The following is a 19,087-nucleotide window of genomic DNA, read 5'->3' as shown; positions in this document are numbered from 1 at the left end:
AGTTCAGCAAAATCAAACCTGCCCGCAAACATAAAACCTATACGGATTAGAAGGTTTGAAGTACGATCTAAAGGCCTTGACTTTTTGGTTACTTTTTGGTCAAGCAAAAAGTGACAAAAGAAAAAAAGTGTGAAGCTACTCTGACGGGTTAATATAGGTAATAATTTATGGTCTGTACCTGAGACTTCTCCGCAAGCTCGAAGTGACATGCGCTGAGATCCGTATAAGAGACCTCTCCACTGCACTTCGTTCCGGTCGAGGTGACGTACGGTGGCTGAAGTTATTATAAACCATGAACCCTTATCTATCAATCATCAATCATCAATCATGACATAACAACCAAACAATTGAAAACCCGCCCCACAATTTTCCTCACTGGTTAACGATAACCCCCCAGGAAAACCAAACCGACCAACCCCGTGGGGCGGTACTTTCTAATTGCGAATAGACTAATACAATACCGATAATTTCTAAATAACACACAATGAAAAAAAGAAACATCTTTTTCTTCCTGGCACTGCTATGCCTTTTCGGGAAGGATTTATACGGGCAGAAAGTTGCCGGTCACCCCCCAGTCCCTTCCGCTGCGGAAGGGGCACCGGTGGTGGTGTATGGGGAGATAAGAGACTATGATCCTGTAGAAAAAATAATGGTTAAGTTTTATCCGACACTCTTCCGTCCCGGAAGCCCCAACCCCAAACCTGTAAGATTTGACCTGGATACGCATCCCGGAAATTTCTTTACCAATCCCCAGCCTGGTGTAGACCGTCAGTTTGAATTAACTATTGAAGACATAGCAAGACCCGGATATATAGACATCTCAAGTGGTAATAATGAATTTCTGAAATCCTTTTTGGTTAGACCAGGGGACAGTGTGATGATCCGAATTGATAAGCTGACCAATAGCATGGTGTTTTCCGGACCTTCTGCTGACCTGTTCAATAGTCAATATGACTTAGAGCAGGTAAGGATCAGTAAAGAATTTAGCAGCTCTCAAGTATTCAATTTCCAACATATCGGTAGCCTTACTGAAAACCAGCAAAAAATGCTTGATGTAGCTAGGGCATCATTCGGGAAGCAGCCGACAATCTTACTCTCCATGGAAGATTTGGTCAATTCAATAGAGGATCAAATGTCACACATGGAGGATAGGGACTACCTCAATATCCTAGATTACTATAAGGATAAAATTGATATGCAGACTTATCAAATACTTAAAGCCAATTACTTGTCTTTTGAAAGGTATATAGTTGCCCGAAGACTTGCCAGTGCATGGAGGCAGCTAACCAAGTTGGATGATATGGAACCTTTACAAATGAGGGTTGAACGAATTTATGATAAATACTTGCAAGACTTTTTATCACTTGAAAAAGATAATCCCGAAAAAAAGTATGCCTATCAGTTCATTAGGATGCAGATGGCCGTGCTGTCTATGGAGGAGCTGATGACCGGTAGGTCTTTACCGGAACTTGCAGACGCAAGGCTTTCGCCCGATCTAAGGGACAGGGTAATTGCAGCCTATCTACTGGATAGGCGCCTGGAGTCTCCTGAAGCTGCCTTACTTGCAGGTATGCAACTGGTAGAGGACCCTGTTATTTCGGACATTCTGGAAAATATGTATAAGAGTCTGGGTGCAGGAAAACCGGCTGTTGATTTTAGGCTGGCGGACGCCAATGGAGATACTGTCGCACTTAGTGACCTGAGAGGAAAGGTCGTGTTGGTGGATTATTGGTTTACCGGATGTGGTGCCTGCATTTCACTAAATGAAAACCATCTGCGACCTATTTTGGAGGACTTTGCGGACAGGTCTGATTTTGCTTTCGTATCCATCTCCATTGATCGTGATAAGGATCTTTGGCAAAAAAGTCTGGCCAGTGGAAAATACTCACCACATGGGGCCATCCACCTGAATACTGGTTCCGAGGAAGTGAAAAACGATTTAATGCAAAAGTACAATATTTCTGGATTTCCCCATGTCCTGCTGATAGATCGGGAGGGAAAGATAGTCAATCCCGGCTACCAAACACCCACTTACGAAATTATAAAAAATGACATTACCGGGCTGTTCTAGCCCACCTTAAATAATCCAATCAATTTCAACCTATAGATAGATAATTTTATGAGAGCAATTTTACTGTTCGGTCTGTTCTTGGCCATGTTTAGCAAAGTCCAGGCCCAATCGGAAACTTATCCATTCAGAGGAAAGATCCGGGATGATGTGTCCGGAGATTTCCTTCAGGGAGCTTTGATCAGAATAAAGGATTCAGAAACCTATACCATATCGGATAGGGCAGGGGTATTTGCCCTCGGTCTTGTAGAAGGTGAACATTCTTTGGTGATAAGCTTTTTGGGTTATGATTCCCTGCTGGCCACTGTTTCTGTTCCGTATCAATTGGAACAGGATTTTGTATTAGTGCCTTCTGGACTCTCCATGAATGAAGTAGAGGTAGTCTCAACCGGATACCAACAGCTTCCAAAAGAGCGGGCCACAGGCTCGTTTGTAAAAGTGGATCAGGAGTTGGTCAACAGAAGAGTGAGCACCAACCTGCTGGATAGACTGGAGGATGTCACTTCCGGTCTTATCTTTAACAGGACCGGCCCGGCCACAGATGTCATTAGTATCAGAGGGCGAAGTACATTGTTTGCCAATACGCAGCCATTGATAGTAATTGACAATTTCCCCTACGACGGGCCACTGGAAAGCATAAACCCAAACGATGTGGAATCCATCACTGTCCTCCGGGATGCGGCGGCCGCATCGATCTGGGGTGCCAGGGCCGGTAACGGGGTAATTGTAATCACTACTAAAAAGGGAGGGATCAATGCCCCCCGAGTTAGTTTTAATACAAATTTAAATTATATTGAAAAACCTGATCTGTTTTATGTCCCAATCATTTCCAATGACGATAGAATATGGGCAGAAAGGAGCCTGTTTGGCAGAGGTAGCTTTCTTAGTCTGGAAAATTCGGTGAACAGGCCGGTCCTTTCCCCTGTAGTGGAAACTTTGATCGCAGAACGTGACCGGGTTATTAGTGCTTCGGAGGCAGCATCCCGTATCGAGGGTTTTCGAAATCAGGATATCAGGCGGGATTTCATGGAGCATTTCTATAGGCCCCAGCTGAATCAGCAGCATTCCCTTAGCATAGCAGGCGGCACGAAGGTACACCGCTACCATTATTCCATGGGACTGGATCACAATATGGAAAACCTACAGGCCAACAGTAACGGAAGGGTAACAATAGGGGCACAGAACCAATGGAAGCTCCTAAGGGAAAAGTTTAATGTCAATGCCAGCCTCTATTTTACGAGAATCAACCGGGAAGTAGGCACTGAGATGCCAAATCAATTTTATCAGTTTGAATCATTGACAGATGAAGTGGGAAATCCCATTCCGATTATTCAGCGCTATAACCAACGTTTTGTAAACAGCGAGATAGTGGAAGGTTTATTGGACTGGCGGTATATCCCGCTCAATGAGCTTGGGAGGCTGCAAAACAGAAATGAGCAAAATGATTTTAGGATAAACCTTTCAATGGGTTACCAGATACTTCCCGGTTTGAAGAGTGAGATACTATATCAATATTGGCAAAACATTTCAATTGGAAACAATATAATAGCACGGGATCTCTTTTATACCAGGGATCTGATCAATCAGTATACGCAGGTGGCAAACGACGGTTCGATAGACAGGCCAGTTCCTGAAGGCGATATTTTGGATCTGAGCATGGCTTCTGCCTATAGCCATAGCCTTAGGGCTCAGTTTCATTACAACAAAGAATGGGAGACTAACCATGAACTAAATGCCCTTGCCGGGTATGAAATAAAGGACCTACAGGCAGAAAGAAATACAGCACGTTATTATGGATATAATGAACAATTGGCAGTAAGTAGGCCTGTGGATCATATAACCCGCTTCAGTCTCTTCCATAACGGTTTTCAATCCAGTATTCCGCCAAATACAATGCATGGCGGAAGTATTGACAGGTTTGTATCCTATTATTTCAATGCCGGGTATAGTTTACGCAGGAAATACAATCTTTCTGTAAGTGCTAGGAGGGATGCTTCCAATATTTTTGGGGTAGACACCAATCAAAAGGGAGTACCGCTGTGGTCAGCAGGGGCAGGCTGGGTCATCAGTGGTGAGGATTACTATAATTTAGGAATGCTGCCTTACCTAAAAGTGAGATCTTCATACGGGATAAACGGAAATATAGACAAATCCCTATCCGCTCTTACTACTGTACAGTATTACACCAATTATCAGTTTGATATTCCTGCAGGGGAACTAGGCGGCCAGATCATCAATCCGGCAAACCCTATGCTGAGATGGGAGCAGATTAAAATCTGGAACATCGGTCTAGATTTTGAAAGCAGGAACAGCAGAATATCCGGTTCTATAGAGTATTTTTCTAAAATCGGTGCAGATCTTATCGGTGATGCTCCACTTCCCCCATCTACCGGTTTGGTCCGGTTTAGAGGCAATACCTCTGGCACTGTGGGAAGAGGTTTGGATCTTGATCTGCAGACAAAAAATCTTACGGGAGCACTCAAGTGGCAAACCAACTTTCTATATAGCCATATTGTAGAAAAAGTAACTGACTATTTTTATCAAGGGTCCGTGCTCAATTATCTGGCCCAGTCAGACGGGATAATGGTTCCCTTGGAAGGCAGGCCCTTATTCTCTATTTTTAGTTTGCCATGGGCTGGATTGGATCCCGACACAGGGAATCCTTTGGGATATTTAAATGGTGAGGTGAGTAATAATTATGCGGCCATTTTCAGTAGTACCATTCCGGAAACCCTTTTGTACCACGGCCCAAGGAGACCCACTTCATTTGGGGCCATAAGAAACACCCTTTCCTATAAAGGATTTTTCCTTTCAGCTAATATCACTTATCGTCTGGGGTATTATTACAGGAGGGAATCTATTAACTATGCCACTATCTTTGCCGGAAATGGAGGCCATGCTGATTTTGCTCAAAGATGGCAGCTACCGGGTGATGAGCAGTTTACATCCGTTCCCAGTATGCCATTGACCAACAATAATCAGCGCAACAATTTCTACAGATATGCGGAACACTTGGTTGAAAGAGGGGATCATATCAGATTGCAGGATATACGGCTGAGTTACCTTTTCCATAGGAAAAAGTTGCCATGGCTTCCTTTCCAAAATGCAGAAATGTACACTTATGCCAATAACCTGGGCATACTATGGAAAGCAAGTGATGATCCACTGGATCCGGACTTCAGGACAATGAAGCCATTAACCAGCGTAGCTGCAGGCATCCGGATAGATTTCTGACCATTCCAAAATACTGAAAATATTTTTTTGGTTTGGGTATAACGTTCTGAATGAAGGTCCATTTAAAAATCTTTTTAATGGTGCCTAGTCATTTTTTAACCTCAATATTTAAAACAACCGGTGATCTTATGAAATCGGGCATGACCCCGATAGCCATCGGGGCAACCAGGAGAGAATCCATCCCGATTCTTGGTCACGGGACAAGTTATAATCTATGAAAAACAAAATATAAACAGATGAAAAATCATATTTATAAAATGCTAATCATTGTCTTTTCTGCAGGAATACTTTTTTCCTGTGAAGACTTCTTGGAAGCTGTTCCAAATAAAGGTATTGCCACTGCCGATACGTTGGAAGATCTGGAAGCAATATTGAATAATGTGGGTGTGTTTAACCGAACTCCAGGTATTCAAAACGTGGCGGCTGATGATTATTATCTTACCGATGCGGGCTGGATTTCCCTTGGTAGGAATATGACGCAGCGGGCCTACACGCGGGAGCTTGAACACGTATTTGAGGACGAAGCCCTACCAAGTGTGTGGACCTGGCCATATGAGCAGGTGTTCTATGCAAATGTCTGTCTGGAGAGACTTCATGAAATTATTCCTGTCAGCGAGGAACAAATTCAAAAAAAACGACAATTGACAGGATGGTCCAAATTTGTCCGTGCCTTTTCAATTTATCATTTAGCCCAGACTTTTGCTGAGCAATATCAGCAGTCTGAGGCAGGTTCCCTCCGAGGACTGCCTTTACCACGGGTGCCGGATGTGAACAATTATGAAGAGGTTGCTACTTTAGAAGAAACGTATGATTTTATTCTTTCAGACTTGGCGGAAGCTTTGGTGGATTTACCTGCTACAGTAAAATATAAAAGCCAACCTAATAAAACTGCTGCCCATGCACTTCTGGCAAGGGTCTACCTGGGCATGGGTGAATTCAGTCTGGCTACTAAGCACAGTGAGGAAGCCTTAAAAATGCATGATCAGTTGCTGGATTTTAATGTCCTCCAACGAACTGCACTCTTTCCGATCCCATTAGTCAATGAGGAAGTGATATATCATGCAGTTTCGCTTTCCTTATGGGGTTTTGAGCGAAATCAAGAGGTAAGAATAGATTCGGTACTGTATCAAAGCTATGATGAAAATGATTTAAGGAGACAGTTTTACTTTATTCAGAGACCTTCTGGTGCGATTAATTACCGAGGAAGCTTTTCCGGAGATGCGGAACTGTTTACTGGCCTTACTGTGGGAGAACTATATTTGATAAGAGCTGAATGCAGGGCAAGAATAGGCGATGCCCAGGGAGCGATGGAAGATCTTAACCGTCTATTGCTCTCCAGATTTGCGACAGGAGAATTTAAAGTGCTTACCATTCAGAATGAAACAGATATGCTTGAGCTTGTTTTGCGTGAAAGAAGGAAGGAGCTGGTATTTAGAGGGATGAGGTGGGCAGATATAAAAAGAGGTGCCGCTTTGGATGTGAAGCTTTATCGAGAAGTGAACGGTGAAGCTTTTAGATTTAATTCACAAGATTATGCCTTTCCTATCCCTGTAGAAGAGTTTATACATAGGTAATAAAAGGGCCCGGTCATAGCCGGGCCCTATATTTCCCTACTTGGTAGCTTGAAGGTTAAACTGTCCTCTGCTGTTAGGGATCGGCTGCGTCATGGCCTGGTCAAAGTACAGACATTGGGTAGACGCCTGATCGCAATTGTACTCATTGCTGTTTAGCGTTACAGGAACGACTCCCTCAATAGGGTCAAGGCCCCAAACCGTCTGCACATTTACTGGCTGCGTAAAGGCAAAAGCCAGTACCGCACCCAGAGAAAATACTCCTCCGCGTAGGAGGATTAAAGCATGTTTTTTCATAGCTTTATTGTTTGTTAGTTAAAGATTACCGGTCGTCTTGGCATATCTTCCTGGCCGGGGAGATATATGCGCCTTCCGAGAGGGACGGCCGGTTTTTTTGCCCCCTGCTGTTGCCCGGCAGCTACCTGGTAGCTTCACGGACCGTGATGGTTTTGCTTTTTATTTAATTCAGTATTTCACTGACTGCCAAGAAGTGCATTATGAATAATTTGTAATTCCGATTACCATAGATCTAATTTCTGTATTATAGATTTGTTTTTAGGGCCCAAATGGGCCTTTCGTTTTTTATGCTTTAAAAAGGCCCATTTGGGCCCTGGCCAATGCGTTTCTTTCAAGCAGGTATCCTGATAGAGAAATACCCAGGAAAAAGAGGTTGAACAACAAATGCAGGGACCAGCTCATCGACTGGATCACCCCACCACAGGAGCAGGGGATCCTACCCAACATACCGGTCATCACCACCCCTATATATAAGCTGAAACTACCCATCAGCCACGTACTGATCACCAGCCCCCAGTACCTGAAATAGGGGATGAGCAGCATAGCCGCTGCAGCCAGTTCTATGGCAGGCAGTACATATAGTAGCAGATCAGCTGTCCAGATCGGAAATACCTGGTTGTATAACCCGTTCCTGGTGCCTTCCCAGTCCATCAGCTTACTGATAGCCGTATAGGAAAACATAAGTGCGACCATCATAGCAACCATTTCTGTCAATAATGTAGAGGCTTTTTTTGAATGACTGAATTCCATATACCTGTAGTGTGAATGGTCTGATAATGAACTGGATAAGAAATTTAGGGGAATAAAAATACCTATCCAAATGCTTATTTTTGCGGACATCATGCCAATGTGGATATTAATGATCTAGGTCATGAAAACTAAGAAAAAAAAATCCTGAAAATGAAGAAATGATATACCTGTGTCGTAATTTTTTAGATCTGGTAAAATTTTTTATATAATCAAAACCGACTTTTAGCAATATGATGTAATTTTCAACATACAAAATGTGATTAGTCATGAACAGTTACAAACGGATGTTGGAAATAAAAACCTATGCTGTGGAGAACGGGATATGGTATGAACATCTGTTTAAACTGCTGTTTGAAGAAACCAAGCTGTTGCAGTTTGACAAAAATGTGCCCATCATCTTATCTGAAGTAGATCCGTATCATTTGTTTTTCGTCCATAAAGGCGCTGTTCTGGGCTTTGATCCGCACAGTGAAAATGTCACCAGGGTAGTGCTGCCACGGGAGATGTTTGGGCTATATGAATATATAGAAGGTATGAGGGTCAATAAAATCTCCTGGAAGAGCATGGGAAAAGTGTCAGTGACGGGTATCAGTATCACCAGGTTATTCAAAATATGCGATATGCTGTCAATGGATATAAATTGTTTGCCGCTGCACCTATCGTCTTTGGAAATGACCGGAACCGGTTTGTTTACCAATCTTTCACTTTTATCCCTGCCCGATAAAATCACCCTGCTGGAATCAAGTCACCCGAGGCTTTTAATAGAATTAAACTGGAAAATACTGGCTTCCTACCTGCATGTAAGGCCCGAATCCCTCAGCCGGGAGATCAGCAGGAGAGGTGGGTTATAGCCTCCTTCCTGTGATCAATGTTTTGAAAAAAGGGAGACAGGCAGCATGATTTTTTTGAAACGGTAGGACATTTATGTAAAAAAACAGGTGCTTATGTCCTTTTTTTTTAGTTGCGATGAAAATAATGATTAATTTTTTGTTAATTATTTACGATAAAATATAATTTTATAAAAACCTAAAGAGGTAGTCTTCTTTCAAGCAGGAAAATTTTTCCGAATGGAAATTTTTATATATCCATTTCCGCCATAGCGGGATGGCCAAATGATTTATAGGTAGGAGCACTTAGTATGCTTATAGGCCATGTCCATCAGTAAAATGATGAGCCGCCGTGTGCGTTCAGGCCTATGGCGTAACCGGTCTTTTGGTACTTCAGCTAAAAGAAATATAGCTTATTGGCATCAGTGCAGATAATCATGATGAATTATTATGTAGACCTAAAAGATGAGAAAAAGATGGAAAAGGAACAAAAAGCAAGACAGTTGAAGGCACTTTTTGATGAGTTGATCTTAACTCCCCTCGATGCCTATATCACCTTACTGGATTACCTGCACGAGGAGGAACATCCGGCAGACACGGTGCTGCACAGGGAAGGGGAGGTGGAGCAGAATGCCCGGTTTCTGGTAGAGGGTGTCATTGGCCAGCTTTTGAATGGTAAACTTATCCGGCTGTTTTTCCCTCATCAGATAGCCTTTGACAGAAATGCCTATATGGAAGCAGTCCCCAGCAAATACACATTAATAAGCCTGACACCTGTAAAAATCCTCAGGTTGACCCAAGCAGGGGAAGAGAGGGTCCTGTACCAGGTTCCTGGAATCCTGGACCTTTCAGCAAAACTAAAGGGCATGGCCCGCAAAAGTGACCAGGAATGGATAAAACTCACCCAGCTGCACTATACCGATATTTACAGTTTGCTGCTTCACAAGCTGAGCAAATATAATTTAACGCTCAAGGATGTCCAGTGGTCCGGTCTACTGGGGATTGATGCCCGTACACTGAGTAGGCATAAAAACCAGCTGCACAAATATAGGAAAAGTATATACTACCGTGCCATGGCCAATGAGCTGTTTTGCTATCCCTTTGAAAGTAAAACCCATGATGATGCGATGGAAATAGACTCACTTACCCTATGCTGGTGTATTAAAAACAGGCTGATCACCAATACCTCCCAAAGGAAAAAGTTTCTCAACCAAAAACTGTCATGGCTTTCGTCCAACCTTTATCCTGAGGCCACGCTTAAGGTTTCGGTCTGGATATCCGGTCTTTTCACCCTGCTGTTTATGATCGATGATTATACCGACCACCTCCCCATGGGCAAAAAACGTGAACTATGGTACAGTCTCAGGGATGGTTTCTTAATCATCAAAGAGGATCCCACCCATCCGCTGATTAAAGAAAATAAATTCCTGCTTATCCTGGCAGAAAGACTTAGGGAACTCCAAGCCCTGGCATTTACCGGCACTTATCAGAATCTTTTGGGCGTATTTGAGGCCTATATAAGGGAAAATCTGTGGGAAGCGGAAAACAGGGATATGGATAGGGTGCCATCCATTCCAGAGTACCTAGAAAAAAGGCCTGTCTTCAGTGGTGGTGAACTGGCATTGCAGCTGATTCCATTTACATTGGAAATGGAATATCCTGAAATACACCGGTATTGGCCGAAATTGGCCACTATGGTAAGACTGGCTTCTAAAATGATCTATATTTCCAACGACCTTTTGTCTTTTGACAAAGAAAACCGGATCAATGATGCCCATAACTGGGTAGCACTGCTCATCCTACATGAAGGACGGACAGAAACTCAGGCCAAAGATATACTGATCCAGGAACATGAAATATCATTGGAGCAATTTCTCGCCCATGAGAAGGCTTTCAGTGCTAAATTTAATCCAGCCACCCGGTGTCTTTTTGCGGCCATTAAGGCCATCAAGTACCAGATAAGCGGCAGTGTGGCCTGGTCCGTCCTGATATCGAAAAGGTATAAAGTATTGGAATGACACCCGTCCGCCGCGACTATAGCATGTAGCACCGGAAAACAATTTTCATCCCCCACTGGGAAGATTACAACTGGCACTTTTGAATTGTGAAAAACTGGTACTTTTAAAATGGCTGTTTGCATTCCTTCATCATCCGACCCCGGCTGGGGTCAAACTTTTCAATAGCCCTGGGTAAAACCCGGGGATGTAGATGAACGCATGTTTTTTTGCAACCCTGAATGGGTTGAACGCTCTAATATTCTTTATGCTCTTCCCGCATCCTTCCCGGTCAACTTGTTTTTTAATTTGCTGAAAAAACCATCTCTATCATCATCACCATCGTCTAAATCCTCTTCCCCAAACAGGTATCCCAATGCCGATAGGGTAGGGATGTGATCAAATACCACTTTGAGGATGGCCAGTACAGGAATAGCTACCAGCATCCCAACTATGCCCCAGACCGCACCGCCCAACACTACTATAATTATGGTAAATACCGGATTGATATTTACTTTCTCGCCTACCACATAGGGTTCCAGGATATAGCTCTCCACAAATTGTGCAATAGAAAATGTAACCGTCACACCCAATACACCAGGCATGCCACTGCCCGAAATAAAAGCCATACTCACTGCCAGACCATAACCGATCACGTTCCCGATATACGGCATCAAAGAAAGCACTGCTGCCAGTACGGATATCAGAATGGGCTGTTCCACTCCGGATATCGATAATCCTATAGCATAAATGATAGCTAAAAAAATAATCAGTAAAAGCCTGCCGAACAGATAGTTTTGGGCTATAGTCAGGGACTGTGAAATGATCTCTTTTACTTTCTCCCGGCTGTTGTCTGGTGTCATTTTCAAAATAGACTGTTTAAATTTATTCCTATAGAGTAAGAAAAAAAAGACATAGATAAACGTAAGCATAAAAGAACCCAAAAAGCCGAAAAAAGAGAGGGCGTATCCTCCCGCTTTCTGGATCATAGATCCGTTTTCATGATCAGGTGATGATGTCCCTGTCTCTTGCTCCTGCGCCGCTGTACCTGATTGAGGGATATCCTGGGGGTTGGGATTTCTGATCGAACCGGCATTTTCAGCTTCATTTTTTATGGGAGCTTCCTCACTTCCGCTGTTTTCCAGAAACTGCGGGATTTGCATTTCCATACCCGTTTTGTCCTCTACAAAATTGCGGGTCAGCTCAATGTTGGGTTGAAGCCTCCTTTGGATATCCGGCCATTGTTCGGTAAATTTTTTTACCTGAAGGCCTACCACCCCGGCAATGGTGATAAAAAACAAGAGTATAATGAAAGTGGAAAAGAAGGAGGCCCATCCCCGCTGCACACTTCTTTTTTCCATCCATCTGGCTATAGGCAGTATCACCATCATCAAGAGTACCGCTACTACCAAAGGGGCGAGAAAACCCTGGGCCATGATAATTCCCCAAAAAAAGGAAGTAAGGCCTAAAGATACCAGGGTGAAATAGAGAAGGATTCTCATCAGTTTATTTTCCATATTAAAGTGGATTTCATTGGGGTGATAAAGAATTGAACATAGCCATATATTTATAGGAACTCTAAAAAAATGGTGAAGTCAAAGAAGTGGATGGACTGTTTTTCTGGAAAAATTGCTTTGGACATATAGATGGTATAGTATCAGTCGTGGTGTTATCAATAATCGTTCTCCTTTTTTTATTGGCATGACCAAAAGAAAATAAATGTTGCAATCCCATCAGATAGTAGCTTTTGATCTATTTAGTGACGCTCGCTTAACCTTTAAGTGAGAACCAATCGTCATATTAATCTGCTCAAAAAGACGGCGTATGGGGTCGCGTTCTTTTCAAAATTTTTAAACTCTATATTAAAAGTCAGGTTACAATAAAATAAATACATAATCCCATGAAATCAATGAAAATTTTATTTTTCATCCTTGCGGTTTTATTACCTATTGGGATTATATCAGGGCAGGGTATACCACCTGCCAAAAGCTACCAGCTTACAGGGGATATCATAGATTCAGCAACAGGGGCTGGGATCCCCTACGCCCAAGTGGCGGTGTTCAAGCCGGGAAAAGAACAGCCCGAAGCATTTACAGATACCGGTGATAATGGAAGGTTTGAGATGATGGTTCCATACGGCAGTTACTCCGTACGAATTTACATCATCGGGTATAGCTCTAAAATCATCAACGAGGTGGAATTGAGCCAAAACACCAACTTGGGTAAAATACCACTGGAAGGAGAGGGCCGGGACCTCCAGGAAGTAGTGGTGCAGACCAGCCGCCTTCCCTTCCGGTCTGACGCAGAAGGGATCATCATAAGCCCAGATCAGAACCTGTCCAATATAGGGGGCACCCTGCTGGATATTTTACGCAACACACCTTCGATAAGTGTCTCAGAAGATGGCACCATATCCCTTAGGGGCAGTTCTGCCACCAATATTTTGATCAATGGAAGAAACTCTTCCCTGACCCAAAACCTGGACCAGCTTCCGGCAAGTGCCGTGGAACAAATCAAAATCATCAACAATCCCAATGCACGCTTTGATGCAGAGGCCGAAGGTGGGGTCATCAATATCATCCTTAAAAAAGGGCAAGATCTGGGAACCAATGGGGGGGCAGAGTTTACTTACGGCACCCGCGGAAGGATGAACACGGGTGCCCGGATCAACCACCGTACTGCCCGATACAACATTTATGGAGGGTATAATTTCAGAAGATGGAGGGATGTGGGGCTAAGAAATACCATAAGGGAAATTTTTGATGATAATGAAATCCTTAACCAAAGGGGAGTGAATGAATCTGAAAATACCGGCCATACCTTCCAATATGGGGGGGACTATTATTTTGGGAACAATATCCTAAGTTATGAGGGCGTTTACACCACCAATGTAGATGATCAGCTCAATACATTGTTTTCCCAACTGAGCGATTCCAATACCGGTATGGGTATATTGGATTATGTGCGCAGGAACAATGAGTCAGAAGATGATGACGGACTTGACAATGCCGTAATTTTTGAAAGGACCTTTGACGACCCTGAAAAACAGTTACGGGTAAGTGCCAGCCATTCCTTCAGAAATCAATATAAAACCCAGAACATAGATATTTTCCGTAATACCTTAATGCCCTCTCCCGAAAATCTGAATGGTATGGAAAGGGCATTCACTGACGAGACCAGGAATATCTCCGTCTTTCAGTTGGATTATATCACCCCGGTAAATGAAAACAGCAAAATAGAAACCGGGGCCAAGGCCACTATCAGAAAGTTTGACAATGATTATAGCTATAGCCGTTTTGAAGAAACACGGGATGCTTTCATAGAGGATCCTGGCATAAGCAACCGGTTTGTTTACAAAGATTACATTTATGCTGCTTACTTCTTGTTTAGCCGGACAGCAGAAAAATTCGATTATACGATCGGATTAAGGGGGGAGCACACGGTTTTGGACACTTATCTAGCCAATACCCAAACGGTAAATAAACAACAATATATCAATTTGTTTCCCAGTTTACAGGCCTTATATAAAATAAATGAACAAAACGATATTAAATTTTCCTTCAGCAGAAGAATAGATAGACCTACTGCCTGGAGGCTAAATCCTTTTCCGGATATAACCGATTCTTTGAATGTGCGCAGGGGCAATCCCAATCTGCAGCCCGAGATGATCTATTCATTCGAGCTTGGGCACCTGCTCAATTTGGAGCGTTCCAGTTATACCACCAATCTCTTTTATCGCTATGTAGACGGTCAACTGGATTTTATTACCCTGATTGAGGAAGGCATATCCTATTCCCAGCCTGCCAATCTGAACAGTGCCATCTCCTATGGCGTGGAATTTATAGGCCTGGCCCAATTTACCCCCTGGTGGACCCTGAGTGGGGGTGCCACTGTCTTTAGGATATACGTGGACGGATCCAATCTGGGAGAGGAGTTTGTAAATGATGGGTTTGCCTGTAACACGAAAGTCACCAATGATATAAAGTTGCCCTGGGACATGAATATCCAGTTGGTCGGGAATTATGAATCTGCCGAGATTGAAGCCCAAGGGCGGGATTACTCCCAATATTACCTTGATGTAAATTTCCAAAAGGGGTTCTGGGCCGGCAGAACAAGTTTGAGCTTGAGTGTACGGGATATATTTGATACCAGGAGATTTGCCGGATTCAGCCTGACCAATAGTTTTATGCAGGAATTTTATTCCAAAAATGAGACGAGATTTGTCCTGGTCAGTGGGAAATATAATTTTTAGGAACCCGATACAGGAAGCGTTGTAAAGGTTCAAAGCATATTCCCCTGAATAGGTGATCTGCCATCCCCGGTTATTTTAAATAAGGATTATACTGAGTGGGATTGCTCATTCTGAAGAGCGGCATGGGAACTGCAGCCAAGATGCTGAAGGTGTCTCATGACTGGAGAATTATGGTCTGTAGATGGTCCCACCCTGAAAGGTGTAGCAAGTCAATAGAAAAATCATGAACCCGGTATCCGTACTCCAAAGCGTGTCGCACAGGGCCGCTAAAGCAATTGCATATTATTAAATACTAAGAAAAACTTGCTGAAAAGCCTTACAATCTATCCGTAAGTACATATCACCGCTGTGCCAAACCCCTGCCGCTGGTCCCAAAGATCAGCAAGGTGCATAACTAAAAACCGATCCTGCTACCGTACCGGCACTTCCTCCAATCAGCCTTATTTTCTGAGCGTATAACTTAGCAATAGTCACAAATAAATTTTATAAAATAAAACAATAATAAAATTTTATAATATAAATTAGGAAAATAAAAAATAATTTTTTAAATTTAACAAAAATACAATATATAATTTTTTAATGTTTATTTTTTTTCTCCTAAAATTAAATTTGACTACTACTGCCATGCATATTTCCATTATAGGTTGTGAACATTTCAAAGATTATCAGGTGCTAAAATGGCATTTGGATGACTTACATGTCACTAGGATCACGACCTGTGGAGAAAACGAAATAGAAAGATTGGCTGAACGGTATGCGCGGGAAAACAATATTCCTCTTGAGGCCTGCTGGCCAAGACATCAAAAAGGACGGTTGACAATATGGAAGGAATATTATCGGATTATAGAAAAATGTGAGATCCTAATTGCTTTTTGGTATGGGGAAAGCTCGTCTATTCCCTGTATGATCAGGAAGGCCAAACGTATGGCCCGAATAGTGAAGGAAGTGAGGGGATTTTTGCCGGGTAATAATATCTCCAATAATTAATCCCCCGTCACCTCGACCGGAGCGGAGAGGTCTCCTATACCGATTAATTGCATAGCTGAGATTTCTCCGCTCCCTCCGGTCGGTAGAATAGACGCCGTATAGGGGTTTCCTTTTCACCTCGCGTACCCTCCATACTTCGTACCATGTTCCCATGACTTTTTCTGCTGACTTCACTTTAGTTGGGATGTTTTTATTAAATTTGACAACCCAACCGTTTTTTAAGAAAAGCACCGTCTATTAAAATAGATCATCAGTACTGTCCTATCATGTTGAAATTTTTATTAACCGCACGGAAAGCTATTCTATATTTGGGGCTACTTTCACTGTGCCATTACAGTCTTTTTGCCCAACCACCGAAAAGGCGTGCTCTGGTAGCTCCCGGACGGATAATGGGTGCCAAAATGCCCGGTCAGGACACTTTTCCTCCTCAAAATAAACCCGCCCAGACCCTGAATCCCGCCGAGGAATCAAATAGGTACCTATTGGACAGTTTCTACACGGAAGGTACCAAACTCCTGCATGGAGGGAAATTGGAAGAGGCAGAATCACACTATGCCTCCGGACTTACTTTGTCACAAAAATTAGCAGACAGCCTTTATGTGGGAAGGTTTTACAATGGCATGGGAGCGGTGTTCCAGTATGGGCATATGCCGGATAAAGCCATAGCAATGTACCATCAAAGTCTGGTATACATCCAAGAGCAGCAAAATCCCGAAGAAGTCAGTAAAGTGTACATTAACCTGGGTGCTTTATATGCCGGCATGAAAGACTTCCAAAATGCCAGTATGTATTTCAAAAAAGCGCTTGGCTTGCTGGAAGAAAGCAGCACTGTAAGGCTTCATGTCATGACCAACCTGGTGGCCCTATCTCTGGATTTGGGAGACTATGCCCAAGGGGAGCAGCTGGCTAAGACAGCCATACACCTGGCAGAAAAATTGGGAAGCCAGGCTATCCTATCCACACTTTATACCAACCTCAGTAAAATATACGCGGAGGACTCCAGGTGGGAGATGGCCATAGATGCCGGGCACAAAGCCTTGGCGATCAAAGAAAATACCCAGCAGGGCAGGCCTCTGGCGGCCCTGAACAATATAGGGCATGCCTACCACATGTCCGGACAATATGTGAAAGCAGAGCAGTATTACCATGAAGCGCTGGCTCATGCCATGGGAGAGGAGAAACTTCCTATACTGCTCAACCTTAAAAACACAGCCTCAAATCAGCAGGATTACGGACGGGCCTTGGGCTATCTGGAACAGCATACCCAAATAAGTGACTCCCTGTCCCAGCTCCATCTGAAAGAACAAATAGCGGAAATCACCGAAAAATATGAAGCCAATAAAAAGCAGCAACAGATTGATGTTTTACAGGCTGAAAATGAACTACAGGAACAGCTGATCCGCCAGCAGCGGATCGTGGCCATTGGGATAGCGGCATTTGTCCTTTTACTGGGTAGCTTAATTTACCTTTGGCAGCAACAGCAGCGTACCAAACAAGCACTGGACCGGGCTGCCCTCCAGCAGCGCTTTTTACGCGCCCAGCTCAACCCGCACTTTATATTCAATGCCCTGCAAAGTATCCAGCATTTTATATATAAGAATGATGGGGAAAAATCAATGGAGTACCTAAACAGTTTCAGTAAACTGATCCGGACGGTACTGGAGACCTCGGACCGGGAAGAAATCCCGCTCTCTGAAGAAGTTCAAATGACAAAAGATTTCCTTAGGCTCCACCAATTGAACTCCGGCGACACATTCGAGTATCACCTCACCCTTCACCATATCGATGATCCGGACAGCATATTCATACCGGTAATGCTCATTCAGCCATTTGTGGAAAATGCCATCGTACATGGTATCAAAAATAGGGCAAATGGAATGATCTCTCTTCATTTTGAAATCAGGGAAACCTATCTGATAGCAGAAATTACTGATAATGGGAAGGGAATCCAGATAGAAAAACCACAGGCCCACCGGTCAATGGGTAAACAGATCATCAATAAACGCATACAGACATATAATGCTTCTCATAACCAAAAAATATCCATAGAATATTCGCATTCGAGGCCTGATCCTGAATTTCCGGGAACAAAAGTGTGCATCAGCATCCCATATTCCACTTAATCATGTATGATAAACATGGATAACCCATATAGAAAAGGTATCTTAGGCCATTATATTGGACCCAAGGGGTAGGTACCTTTACCCAGGACACAAATTCGTAAGATGCATATAGCCGAAAATCATACAATATCCTGTCTCATCATAGAAGATGAAGCACAAAGCCGCCTTTATGTAAAAGATATCCTGGAAGGGACCGGTGATTTTACGGCCATATGGGAAGCCCAAGATCTCAAAGAAGCGGAAGCCATTATCAGGGAACAAAGTCCCCAGTTATTGGTCATGGACATCAATCTACCGGATGGGGATTCATTTGAGCTCTTGGCTAAGCTCAGACAAAGTGCACCTGGTAAATCATTTAAAATAATATTTACAACTGCATATGCCAACTATGCTGTAGAAGCATTTAAGTACAGTGCCCTAGACTATCTTTTAAAACCTTTTACCCCAACTGAGCTGCTGAAAGCGGTCCATAAAGTCCTTAGACAACTGGATATGGCTTCCTTTCAGGTACAACTGGAAACCTTTTTTTATAACTACAGGGAGGAACAATATGAAGATAAAAAAATAGTATTGAAGAGTACCGATACCATCCACATTATCAAAGTGAAAGATATACTTCAGGCAGAATCGGATAATAATTACACCATATTTTACCTATATAGCGGTGATAAAATCACTGTATCGCTGCCGTTGAAATCATTTGAGGCCAAATTGGCTCCAAGTGGATTTCTCAGGGTGCATCAGTCCCACCTGGTCAATGCTCGCTACATCAAATCCTTTCAGAAAAAAAACAACCAGCTGGTTCTCGAAAACGACAGCCACATCCCGGTGTCGCAAAACAAACGGGCGCAGCTCTTAGCCTTCTTTGACCACCTTTGAGGGGGGAGATGCCCCTGAATTCTCGGCCGATGCGGGCGAATTCTAAATAGGCTTCCTCCAATAAGCCTATTCCATATACATTTCATAATTTCAGGTATAGATTAT

The 19,087-nt window shown here is 43.2% G+C and carries 13 protein-coding genes; 9 read left to right on the top strand and 4 right to left on the bottom strand.

Going from position 1 to position 19,087, the window contains the following annotated elements; genetic code table 11:
* Positions 1 to 311: hypothetical protein (locus tag EL17_RS23800; RefSeq protein WP_205623513.1), on the bottom strand; the 311-nt coding region annotated here is incomplete at its 3' end.
* Between the two features lie 173 nt (positions 312 to 484).
* Between EL17_RS23800 and EL17_RS01670 the strand changes: the two genes are divergently transcribed.
* From EL17_RS01670 to EL17_RS01660, 3 genes are all read left to right on the top strand, one after another.
* The gene (locus EL17_RS01670) at positions 485 to 2,071 is read left to right on the top strand and encodes a TlpA family protein disulfide reductase (protein WP_035069172.1); all 1,587 of its coding nucleotides are present in this window, start codon (positions 485 to 487) and stop codon (positions 2,069 to 2,071) included.
* Between the two features lie 48 nt (positions 2,072 to 2,119).
* Entirely contained in the window at positions 2,120 to 5,302 is a 3,183-nt protein-coding gene (locus EL17_RS01665) for a SusC/RagA family TonB-linked outer membrane protein (protein WP_084166077.1), read from the top strand.
* A gap of 236 nt (positions 5,303 to 5,538) precedes the next feature.
* Positions 5,539 to 6,876: a RagB/SusD family nutrient uptake outer membrane protein gene (locus EL17_RS01660; protein ID WP_084166076.1), complete on the top strand. Its 1,338-nt coding sequence runs from the start codon at positions 5,539 to 5,541 to the stop codon at positions 6,874 to 6,876.
* A gap of 36 nt (positions 6,877 to 6,912) precedes the next feature.
* On the opposite strand, the gene EL17_RS01655 is transcribed toward EL17_RS01660, so the two are convergent.
* Together EL17_RS01655 and EL17_RS01650 are read right to left on the bottom strand one after the other, a co-directional pair.
* Positions 6,913 to 7,170, bottom strand: coding sequence for a hypothetical protein (locus EL17_RS01655; protein WP_035069166.1), 258 nt, complete (start codon positions 7,168 to 7,170; stop codon positions 6,913 to 6,915).
* A gap of 285 nt (positions 7,171 to 7,455) precedes the next feature.
* The gene (locus EL17_RS01650) at positions 7,456 to 7,920 is read right to left on the bottom strand and encodes a MauE/DoxX family redox-associated membrane protein (protein ID WP_084166078.1); all 465 of its coding nucleotides are present in this window, start codon (positions 7,918 to 7,920) and stop codon (positions 7,456 to 7,458) included.
* Between the two features lie 266 nt (positions 7,921 to 8,186).
* Between EL17_RS01650 and EL17_RS01645 the strand changes: the two genes are divergently transcribed.
* The gene (locus tag EL17_RS01645) at positions 8,187 to 8,771 is read left to right on the top strand and encodes a cyclic nucleotide-binding domain-containing protein (protein WP_035069163.1); all 585 of its coding nucleotides are present in this window, start codon (positions 8,187 to 8,189) and stop codon (positions 8,769 to 8,771) included.
* Positions 8,772 to 9,184: 413 nt separating this feature from the next.
* Positions 9,185 to 10,765: a terpene synthase family protein gene (locus EL17_RS01640; RefSeq protein WP_164674901.1), complete on the top strand. Its 1,581-nt coding sequence runs from the start codon at positions 9,185 to 9,187 to the stop codon at positions 10,763 to 10,765.
* A gap of 242 nt (positions 10,766 to 11,007) precedes the next feature.
* Here EL17_RS01640 and EL17_RS01635 read toward each other — a convergent pair whose 3' ends face one another.
* Entirely contained in the window at positions 11,008 to 12,258 is a 1,251-nt protein-coding gene (locus EL17_RS01635) for an AI-2E family transporter (RefSeq protein ID WP_051719718.1), read from the bottom strand.
* Between the two features lie 383 nt (positions 12,259 to 12,641).
* On the opposite strand from EL17_RS01635, the gene EL17_RS01630 reads away from it, so the two are divergent.
* From EL17_RS01630 to EL17_RS01615, 4 genes are all read left to right on the top strand, one after another.
* Positions 12,642 to 14,993, top strand: coding sequence for an outer membrane beta-barrel family protein (locus EL17_RS01630; RefSeq protein WP_051719717.1), 2,352 nt, complete (start codon positions 12,642 to 12,644; stop codon positions 14,991 to 14,993).
* 579 nt (positions 14,994 to 15,572) lie between these two features.
* On the top strand, positions 15,573 to 15,980 hold the full coding sequence (locus EL17_RS01625; RefSeq protein ID WP_164674900.1) for a DUF2493 domain-containing protein: 408 nt from the start codon (positions 15,573 to 15,575) through the stop codon (positions 15,978 to 15,980).
* Positions 15,981 to 16,246: 266 nt separating this feature from the next.
* Entirely contained in the window at positions 16,247 to 18,103 is a 1,857-nt protein-coding gene (locus EL17_RS01620; protein WP_035069155.1) for a tetratricopeptide repeat protein, read from the top strand.
* A gap of 102 nt (positions 18,104 to 18,205) precedes the next feature.
* Positions 18,206 to 18,982 (top strand): LytR/AlgR family response regulator transcription factor, encoded by a 777-nt coding sequence (locus EL17_RS01615; RefSeq protein WP_051719716.1) that lies wholly within the window; start codon positions 18,206 to 18,208, stop codon positions 18,980 to 18,982.
* Positions 18,983 to 19,087 lie beyond the last annotated feature (105 nt).

Source organism: Anditalea andensis (assembly GCF_000714815.1).
Taxonomy (GTDB): Bacteria; Bacteroidota; Bacteroidia; order Cytophagales; family Cyclobacteriaceae; genus Anditalea; species Anditalea andensis.
This window is presented reverse-complemented; position numbering and strand designations above follow the sequence as displayed.